Source organism: Deltaproteobacteria bacterium (assembly GCA_019308905.1).
GTDB lineage: Bacteria > Desulfobacterota > BSN033 > WVXP01 > WVXP01 > JAFDHF01.
On sequence record JAFDHF010000097.1, the window covers coordinates 1 to 8,766 of the forward strand.

Annotated in this window: 8 protein-coding genes and 1 pseudogene; 4 read left to right on the forward strand and 5 right to left on the reverse strand. The window is 52.4% G+C overall.

All coding sequences use genetic code 11. The annotated features are described in order from the left end of the window. Positions 1-688: 688 nt before the first annotated feature. From rpsU to JRJ26_19375, 3 genes are all read left to right on the forward strand, one after another. Positions 689-877, forward strand: coding sequence for a 30S ribosomal protein S21 (rpsU, locus tag JRJ26_19365; GenBank protein ID MBW2059656.1), 189 nt, complete (start codon positions 689-691; stop codon positions 875-877). Between the two features lie 96 nt (positions 878-973). Then, a complete protein-coding gene (locus tag JRJ26_19370) occupies positions 974-1,231 on the forward strand; it encodes a cold shock domain-containing protein (protein MBW2059657.1) in 258 nt (85 codons plus the stop codon). A 266-nt stretch (positions 1,232-1,497) separates the two neighbouring features. Further along, complete coding sequence (locus tag JRJ26_19375) at positions 1,498-1,848, forward strand: hypothetical protein (protein MBW2059658.1); 351 nt, start codon at positions 1,498-1,500, stop codon at positions 1,846-1,848. 1,035 nt (positions 1,849-2,883) lie between these two features. On the opposite strand, the gene JRJ26_19380 is transcribed toward JRJ26_19375, so the two are convergent. Genes JRJ26_19380 through JRJ26_19395 form a run of 4 tightly spaced genes read right to left on the reverse strand, consistent with a single transcriptional unit; the run spans position 2,884 to position 6,697 of the window. Then, positions 2,884-3,672, reverse strand: a complete 789-nt coding sequence (locus JRJ26_19380) for an ABC transporter permease (protein MBW2059659.1) — start codon at positions 3,670-3,672, stop codon at positions 2,884-2,886. After that, the gene (locus JRJ26_19385; protein MBW2059660.1) at positions 3,669-4,532 is read right to left on the reverse strand and encodes an ABC transporter permease; all 864 of its coding nucleotides are present in this window, start codon (positions 4,530-4,532) and stop codon (positions 3,669-3,671) included. Before JRJ26_19385 ends, JRJ26_19380 begins: the two co-directional genes overlap by 4 nt. Continuing rightward, positions 4,532-5,611, reverse strand: a complete 1,080-nt coding sequence (locus tag JRJ26_19390) for an ABC transporter ATP-binding protein (GenBank protein ID MBW2059661.1) — start codon at positions 5,609-5,611, stop codon at positions 4,532-4,534. The genes JRJ26_19385 and JRJ26_19390 overlap by 1 nt, the downstream gene beginning before the upstream one ends. A 30-nt stretch (positions 5,612-5,641) precedes the next feature. Continuing rightward, positions 5,642-6,697: an extracellular solute-binding protein gene (locus JRJ26_19395; protein ID MBW2059662.1), complete on the reverse strand. Its 1,056-nt coding sequence runs from the start codon at positions 6,695-6,697 to the stop codon at positions 5,642-5,644. Positions 6,698-6,914: 217 nt separating this feature from the next. Between JRJ26_19395 and JRJ26_19400 the strand changes: the two genes are divergently transcribed. Further along, a complete protein-coding gene (locus tag JRJ26_19400) occupies positions 6,915-7,421 on the forward strand; it encodes a hypothetical protein (protein ID MBW2059663.1) in 507 nt (168 codons plus the stop codon). 894 nt (positions 7,422-8,315) lie between these two features. On the opposite strand, the pseudogene JRJ26_19405 reads toward JRJ26_19400, so the two are convergent. Beyond that, a pseudogene (locus JRJ26_19405) lies at positions 8,316-8,766 on the reverse strand (RHS repeat-associated core domain-containing protein).

The following is an 8,766-nucleotide window of genomic DNA, read 5'->3' on the forward strand; positions in this document are numbered from 1 at the left end:
TCCCATTTGTGATACCGGATGCCGTCCGAGGTTAGAGGTTAGGGAGGTTAGGGGACGCCTATGATTTTATGCAAAACGTTGTCAGCCATGCTTCACAGGCGGAAAGTTACTTTGAACAGCGATTTTTTCACCCCTCAACGATGCCCTACTCACCGCTGACCGGGAAATCTTCATGCGACGTGACAACTCAACCATGCTCATTCCCAGTTCACGATTGGCCCGGTAGCAAAGCAGACTTCAGGATTTGCGACAGCCTGGGGATCCTTGCCACGACCCAGGACAGAGCCGATGAACATGATTAGGGATGACGGATGACGATGCAACGGATGGCTCCGGCAGCGTCTATTCTCGTTCTTTTTGGAATACGTCGATCGGACAGTGCAAATTGAGAACAAGCAAAGCATAAAATCATAGGCGTCCCCTATTCCCGGTGGATCTTGACGGGGATCTGCGCTTGACTTCTCAGGCGTTGTTTCATATATTTGATTCAGGTGGAGGCTTCTTGAGAAGCCCAGATGGTTTGATCGCATATGAGCCCCCGGGACTTTCAAGGATCTCGGGGGCTTTTTGTGTGGCGTGAGTTTTTCCGGCGAATGCGGCCACCTTGTTTCATAACGCCCGCTTACTACCTGGGGCCGACCGAGGATCTGCTACCAAGTTCCCCCGTCAAAAAGGAATCCTCATGGTCATCAGTGTCGAAGTCAGAGGGAATATTGAGAAGGCGATCAGGGTTCTCAAGAGGAAGATGGACTCAGAGGGTGTTCGAAAGGAGCTCAGGCGTAGAAGGTTCTATGAGAAACCGAGTGTCAAGAGAAAGAGAAAAAGGCTTGAGGCCAGACGAAGGAGGCTGAAATCCGGGCGTCGGCTATACAAATGAGATTGATGCTCATCAGCAAGGAGAATCACCATGGAGGGGAAGAAAGTCCCTTTAGGGTGACCGGGTTTCAGGGACGAGGGAAGGTCCAAGCCGCGAATGGAAAGGAGAGAACCGGCTTTGCCGGGGCTCTACCGAAAGGAGGTGATAGGCTTGAAAGGAGAGGTAAAGAAACTCCTCCGGGGAAGGGGATACGGGTTCATAAGTGCAGAAGATGGAGGAGAAGTCTTCTTCCACAGCTCCGCTCTGGAGGGGGCGGATTTTGATGGTTTGAAAGAGGGAGATAGCGTAGAGTTCAACGTGGAGAGAGGGCCTAAAGGGCCGCGTGCAATGAATGTGAGGATGCCAAAAGCCTAGCGGAGGAGGGCATCGTCTGTTGACGGTGACCACAATTTGGGGTTGGTCTTGTGGAACGAAAAAGAAGGAGATCGATACGCGGAAACCGGAGAGAGGGTAAGGGGGTTGTTCATAGGCCTGGATTTGGGCTCGGAGCTGGAGGGGTTCGCTGTGGATCGTCAGGAAACACGTGAAGATGCGGATTTCACCCATCGAAGCCGGCTCCCAGTGTATGATGGTCCGGAACTGATCGTATTTCTCGTTTTGATTTGAAGGAGGTAACTAAGATGAGAAAAGCCGATGTAAAACCGTTTGTGTGGGGTGTGGTGGTTGGCGGGATTGTGTTACTTATTGTCATTTTCTCGACAGGCTGGGTGGTGACGAGGGGCTCTGCCCAGGCTAAAGCGGAGCAAATGGCCGAAAGGGCTGTTGTAGACTACCTGGCACCTATTTGCGTCGCACAGTTTCTGGAGGATCCAAACAAGGAAGAGCGACTCAAGGAGTTGAAAGAAATGAACTCATGGAAGAGGGGCGATTATGTGAAAGAAATAGGTTGGGCGACGATGCCCGGCAGTAAATCGCCTGATCGTGAAGTTGCCGATGAATGTGCTAGGCGGCTCATGAAGCTTGAGGAGTAGGTATCCCTTGTGCTGGCCGGGGTTCCGAAGGGAGGTCGGTCAGACTTGCTCTTGAGTCCCTGTCCGGGCCTGTTTGATAGATGGATTACTCGAAGCCGATCGTGGCCGGATCCTTCGATGAAAGACAGTCTTTGAGAGGCGCAGGTTCGAAAAGAGGACGGCAAGGAGATTTCTGGTCGCTTTCCTCAACCCCCTCGTCTTACGGAGGCAGTCAAAGGGGCGCTCCAGTACCGCTTGACCTTTGTAGGGGGTCTCTGTCTCCAAGCTTCCGTTGGAGTCCGGGGACTCAGCTTCATGACCGCTCAGGCCGATGCTGGGGCCTCCTAATGCCGTTGCAGCTCACTGTAACCCGTAGCCAAATAAACGTGGGCAGGCAGAAAATACGGGTTGCGCTCGATGATCCCTCAGTGTTTCAGTCGCCAGAGGGTGGGGGCAAGAGGGGGCTCAAGTCTGGTCTTGAGTCTTGTTGCGGATTTCTTTGTCACTTCGCATGATTCCATTGCATCCTAGACGAGGCATGAGGACGAATGGTAGTACAGACTGGAAAAAGGATTTCAACGACAGCGAGCCCAAAGGTGTGGCGCTTTGCCTGAGGAGGCGCTTGAGAAAAGGGACGTCCTGAGACTGAAGCAGGTAGCCGATATGTTTCACAAAGAGGGCTATGGTTCCGTGAGATGTGCTGTCCACCGGGTGGAAAAACCGCTTGCCAGCGATTCGAGAGGGTGAAAGAGTGGAAAAGACTTCTCTGCCTGCTGAGAAAGAGTCAAGAGCAGACTTGCTCCCACTCCCCTAGCGGCCACCTGGGTAGGATTCCGGCCTACAAGACTATGCGGCATTGCCACACCGCAAGTAATGGGTGACCCCACACTCTTTACACTGCATATATTGAATTGATGGACGTTCCGTTCCTCGACCGTCCCTTTCCTCGACAAGCGTGATTTCAGAGAACGGATTTTCGGAGTCATTCGCGAAAGCCATGGCTCCTTGATCCGCTCAAAAGCCGCAGGAGGAAAGGCCCGCGGAGCCAATCACCGCCTATTCCCATATCCCCTTCGTCAGCCTGCTGATCGCAATGACAACCCCTGTTGTGATGAGAATGAAGAAGACCGACACGGCTGCGATGGTGGGAGAGTATGAATACCGGAGAGAGGAGAAGATCTTTATGGGCAGGGTGGTCACGGTAAACCCGGCCACCAGGAAGGCGATGAAGTACTCGTTAAGAGAGAGTATGAAGGAGAAAAGAACCCCGGCAAAGATGTCGTTCTGAATCAGCGGAAGGGTTACGGTCCTGAAGACCCTCAGTTCTGTGGCCCCGAGGTTCATTGCGGCCTCTTCCAACTCCTTGTCTATCGACTCGAAACCGAGGGAGATCAGCATCAGGGGCAGAGCCGTATAGAAGATGCCATGGGCAATGACCACATTGATAATCTTGCCGGAATAGCCGAGAGAATAGAAGAAGGCCATCAAGGCGATCCCCACGATCACCGGAGGGAGCAGAAAAGGGAGCAAGCCCAGGGTCCTCATGGCTCCGGCAAAACGGATCTCCCATCTGTCAAGGACAAAGGCCAGGACAAGGGCGATAGAGGTTGAAACAACCGCTGCCCCGCTTGCAATAATGAGGCTGTCTCTGATCGCCTCGCGCCAATCCGACATGGTCAGGAATTCTCTATACCACTGGAGGGAGAATCCTCTGGGTGGGAACACCATGAAGATGTCCGGCGTGAAAGATACGGCTATGACGATTACCAGCGGGGCGATCAGGAAGACCACGATCGATCCGAAACATGCCCCCAAGAGGAGCCTGCCTGTCGTCTCAATCTTCATTTCCCTTTGGCCCCCATGGAGAGGCTCTCTGTTCCGGCAATCCTCGCCACTAGCCAAATGATTACAATGGAGAGAACCATCAACACCAGTGCCATAGCAGCCCCGAAGGGAACATTCGATTCGTAGGTTGCCTGGTCGCCTATGATGATGGCCATGGTCCACTGTTGGGGCTTGCCCAGGATGGATGGCACTACATAGGCCCCCATGGTGAGAACAAAGACCAGGAGGACCCCGGAGATGATCCCGTTTCTCGAGAGTGGGAGTGTCACCTTCCAGAATGTCTTCCAGGGTCCGGCCCCGAGGTTCAGTGAAGCCTCTTCGTATTCCGGATTGATGGATTTCAGGCTGCCGTAAAGGGTGAGGATCATGAAGGGCAGGAAAACGTAGACGAGTCCTATGAGTACGGCGAGAAAGCCCGGCGTGTAACTCCGGGGTTTCTCAGCAAGACCGATCCAGACAAAGAGCTGGCTGATTCCTGCATTTCTCGAAAGCAGGACGGTCCATGCGTAGCTCCGAATGATATAAGACAGCCAGAGGGTGCTTATCACCATAATGATGTAGAAACGCCTCTTTCTCGTCACACGGGTCAGATAGTAGGTAAACGTGTATCCCAGGACCAGGCAGATGAGAGCCGTGAGAATAGAGACCTCCAAAGTAAAGGCAAGCCTCTTGAGATAGAGGGTCCTTGTAAAGAATCGTATGTAGTTTTCGAGGGTAAAGGCCGGTTCGTAGAATCCTCCCGGAGGATGATGGTAGAAGCTGAGGACGACAAGCATAGCCAGGGGAATGACGAAGAACACGAGGAGCATCCCCACTGGATAAGCCAGAATGTATTTCAACCAGCCTTCCCGCTGTCTCATTAGAGTTCCCTGTCCAGGATGCAAAATGCTTTAGGATCGAGGATTACCCTGACCCTCTCACCCTCGAAAAACTCCGTGCTGCCGGTTTGATAGGAAGCAATGATCTCCTGGCCCCCTTGGGTGCGGACGTAGTACTCGATGAGTTCCCCAACATGCCTTTTGAAGTCGATTCTTCCGAGAAAGCTGTTCTTCTCGGTTCCGTCTGTTTCAATGGTAAGTCGGACCGACTCGGGGCGTATCGAGATCACACATGCTTTGCCTTCGGGCAGGTGAAGATCCTTTGCCGGTGCCGAGACCGCGCCATCGGGTGTCATGAGTTGGACGGTTTCTCCCCAACGGGCTTTAACCTCTGCGTTTATCAGGTTGGTAGACCCAATAAAGGTGGCAACAAAGGGAGACACTGGATTCCGGTAGATCTCCATGGGAGTTCCCACCTGTTCGATGTGCCCGCTATCCATGACTACTATCCTATCAGACATGGACATGGCCTCTCTCTGATTGTGGGTTACGAAGATCGTGGTTATCTGGATTCGCTTTTGGAGCCTCCGCAACTCGACTTGCATCTCCTCTCGGAGGTTCTTGTCCAGGGCAGCGAATGGTTCATCGAGCAAGAAGACCGAGGGGTTCATGGCCAGCGCCCTGGCAAAAGCAACCCGCTGCCGCTGTCCTCCGCTGAGCTGTTCGATCTTCCTCCTCTCCATACCCGGGAGCCTGACGAGTTTGAGCAGCTCCGTCACCTTCTCATCTATTTCGGCCTTTGCAAGCCTGCGAACACGCATGCCATAGGCGATATTTTCAAAGACGTCCATGTGAGGAAAGAGAGCAAGGGATTGAAAAACCATGCCTGTATCCCTTCGATAGGGAGGGAGAGCGGTCACATCTCGACCATCAATGAGGATCCGGCCGCTAGAGGGCTCTTCGAGTCCGGCAATGAGACGGAGAGTTGTTGTCTTACCACACCCGCTTGGGCCTAGAAGTGTGACAAACTCTCCCTCCTCAATGGACAGGCTGATATTCTCTGCTGCGCGGATGTTCGGTGGAAAGGTCTTTGACAGGTTTCTCAGTTCAACTCGTCCCATATGCGTAGATCTGGGTCGCCCCTCCTCGTCCTAACCAATGATCATTTCGTTCCATTTCTCCTTGAGCCATGTCTCGATCTCCCCGATGTAGAGTTTGTAGTATGGGGTAATCGCAGCCTCAGGCCCAGGCCCGGCGATCTTTTCGTAGTCCTCCTTCGAAAGTGAGAGGTACTGAGGGTTAACCGTGGGCGATGTACCCAGGGCCATACTGACCCTGTCTTGTACCTTTGGATCGCAGCAATAGTTGACAAAGATATGAGCCTCTTTGGCCTTCTTGCTGGTTCTAAGAAGCATCCACTCGCCATGGTCTAGTACACCGCCCTCTCTTGGGAACACGCTCCGCACGTGAGCCCCCTTGCTCGCCATGACCGTAGTGACATCGTGGTACAGCTGCCCCATCGGAACCTCGCCGGTCTTCAGGGCCTGTTCAAATGTGGCTTCACTCTCGTACCACATCTTCACATTGGGCTTTACCTCGGCCAGCTTCTTCATGACCCTCAAGATCCCCTGCTTTGTGTCCAGAATCTTTTTCCCGCCAAAGTAAGTGGTCGCTGTGATTTCCAGTAGGAAACTGTTATCCACCAATTTCAATAGCCCCAGCTGGTCCCTGTGCCGGGGATCCCAGAAGGCTTTGTACGAGTCAGGCTGGTATTTGATTACATCGTAGTTGTAGACCAGGTTGATATACCACGAAAGGGCACCAATTCCGACCAGCCGGCCTCGGGTATCGCGGCGAATAAAGGGGCTTGCCAGGTATTTCAAGTTGGGCATCTCCGATTCCGAGTAGGGTGCCCAAAGATCCTCTTTCAAGCCTCGCAAGACGGCCGTTACAGAAAAAATCGCCACGTCCACAGGAGCCTTTCCGGCCTTGACCGCGCTTCGCACTTGTTGCAACATCACCGGCCCCGTGGGTTCTGCGTGGGATTCCACAGGGATACCTGTCTCCTTTTGAAAAGGTCCGAAGAGCTCCTTGTCGAGCACCTTCTTGAAGAAGCCGCCGTAGACGGCCACTTTCAAGGGCGGCGTAGAGGCAAGAGCCGGAAGCCTTGGTACAAGGGTCAATCCTCCCAGGGCAGCTGCACTCATCGCCGTCTTTCCTATGAATTCCCTCCTGGTGAATCCCTTCTTTTTGTTTGCTTGCCTTTTCATGGGATACCCCTCCTCTCTGTAATACTCCGATAATCCAAAGGATGGTTTAGAAGAGTCGACAGATGGGCAACCCAAAGACCGGGCATTGCCCTCGCCCCTTTGAGGGTATCACATCACCTGCATGTAGACAACCGGAAAACACCGATACCGGGCGATGGATCTTGTGGCAGAGCACAAAGGGGAGGTGGAGCGGGCGATTCTTGTCTGTGATCGGGGCATGGTGAGTGTGGAAAATCTCATAAAGCTCGAAGAGGCACGCCTTGAGTACATAGTTGGAACTCCTCTTAGGCGTTATGTGGACATCGAGGAGGAGGTCCTTTCGGACTGTTCCTCTTTCCACGAGGTGGCCGATGATCTCTGGGTCAAACAAGTCATCCACGGTGGGCTTCGCTATATTGTGTGTCATAATCCCCGGCAAGCCGAAAGGGATCGAAAACAGAGAGAGATCGTAGTTAGCCGACTCAGGCAGACTCTCGCCTCCAAGGGTCCAAAGGCCCTTGTTGGTAAACGAGGCTACCAGAGATTTCTCAAGATGGACCGGACAGGGACGACGATCTATATCCTCCGGACAGACTTCAGGGGTTCGGCCCACAAGGTCTTCCAAGCCGTCGGGGTGAGACCACCACCAACGTTACAGGCCTTCGAAGATCAGAAAATGTAATGCCAACAGATTCCAGAGGGAGCCTATGTCTTTGACATCACATAATAAGTTTTTTCGAAGTGTTCAAAATGAGTGAGACCGAAGCAGATAGGCGACCCGTTTCAGATGCAGGCCTATGGTTCGGTGAGATGTGCTATCTAGCGAGTGAAGGAGATGATTGCCAAGGATTCGAGAGGGAGAAAGAGTGCAAAAAGACTTCTCTGTCGGCTGAGAAAGAGTCAAGGTGACCCACAGTCTTTATTTACTTATTGATGGACGTCGCCTTCCTTCTTTCTCCCTCTCGTTCTCTTTTTCTCCTCTCTTCATAACGCATTACAAAGGGTTCTAGAATCATACCCAATATCATTACACCTATTAGCACAAGAACAAAAGCATATTTCGGTAGAAAATACCAACACAGTGTTAGGAGGCCAAGCGTTATTAGTACCGTGGGGATACCAATCAGAAGTCGTCTTCTTATTGTAAGTGTCGAACTCATTTCTTTTCTTTTCTTGAGTCTGTTGTCCGTCCTCTAAGAACCTATGAGCATGGACTCATATGCTCAGGATCTGTGTATCCAAAATCCTTCAATGCTTTCTCAAGATAGTCAACTGCCAGCATGAAATCATAATCGGCAACTCCAGTAGCAGCGGCTCCAATCATATATCCAAACACAGCACCTACGCCTGTTTCGGCAGTAGTTGTAGCGAAAAAGAAAGATCCGATAGCAGCCTTCGCCGCTTCAGCTGAGGCGAAAGTAGCCAATACACTACTTGTCAGATAGATAGCACCCCTCGCCTTTCCGGGCTCCATCCTGTTCGCAACATATTCCGCCAATACAGCAGCACCAAGGGATACAGCAGATCTAAACCTTGGACTTCTCCCTACGTTCTTTAATGCTCCCTTTATATTAAATAACCCAACAGGGTCTACCCAGTTAATCGGATCATTCAGGCAGTACCCATAGAGGTCAGTGTTCCCACCGGCAAAGAGTATCGGATCCTTTCCGGTCCATCTTCCGATATCGGGGTCATAGTCACGGAAGCCGAACCGGAGGAGGCCTGTGTCCCGGACAAAGAGCCCCCCGGCAAAGCCAAATGGTATTTCAAACGACGGATTTGTATCATCGATTATATTCCCGAAGGAGTCGTAGTCAACCCTTTTGACCACGTTCCCCGAGGCATCGGCAACCACCCTCAGGGACCCTACCTGGTCATAGGCGAGGTAGTAAGTCACGCCTCCCCTCGTCATGGCTAAAGGCATCCTACCGTCGGCATATCCAAACCTCATGAGGAGGGCGTCACTGCCGTCATAGACAGCAAGAAGCCGGGTCAAGCCCTGCCAGAGGTATTTTTCGGTGATCGTA

Excerpts from the sequence above, each read along its gene's own strand:
- JRJ26_19380 (MBW2059659.1), bottom strand. The coding sequence starts at position 3,672 with ATGAAGATTGAGACGACAGGCAGGCTCCTCTTGGGGGCATGTTTCGGA.
- JRJ26_19370 (MBW2059657.1), top strand. The coding sequence starts at position 974 with ATGGAAAGGAGAGAACCGGCTTTGCCGGGGCTCTACCGAAAGGAGGTG.
- JRJ26_19375 (MBW2059658.1), top strand. The coding sequence starts at position 1,498 with ATGAGAAAAGCCGATGTAAAACCGTTTGTGTGGGGTGTGGTGGTTGGC.
- JRJ26_19400 (MBW2059663.1), top strand. The coding sequence starts at position 6,915 with ATGGATCTTGTGGCAGAGCACAAAGGGGAGGTGGAGCGGGCGATTCTT.
- JRJ26_19390 (MBW2059661.1), bottom strand. The coding sequence starts at position 5,611 with ATGGGACGAGTTGAACTGAGAAACCTGTCAAAGACCTTTCCACCGAAC.
- JRJ26_19395 (MBW2059662.1), bottom strand. The coding sequence starts at position 6,697 with ATGAGTGCAGCTGCCCTGGGAGGATTGACCCTTGTACCAAGGCTTCCG.
- JRJ26_19385 (MBW2059660.1), bottom strand. The coding sequence starts at position 4,532 with ATGAGACAGCGGGAAGGCTGGTTGAAATACATTCTGGCTTATCCAGTG.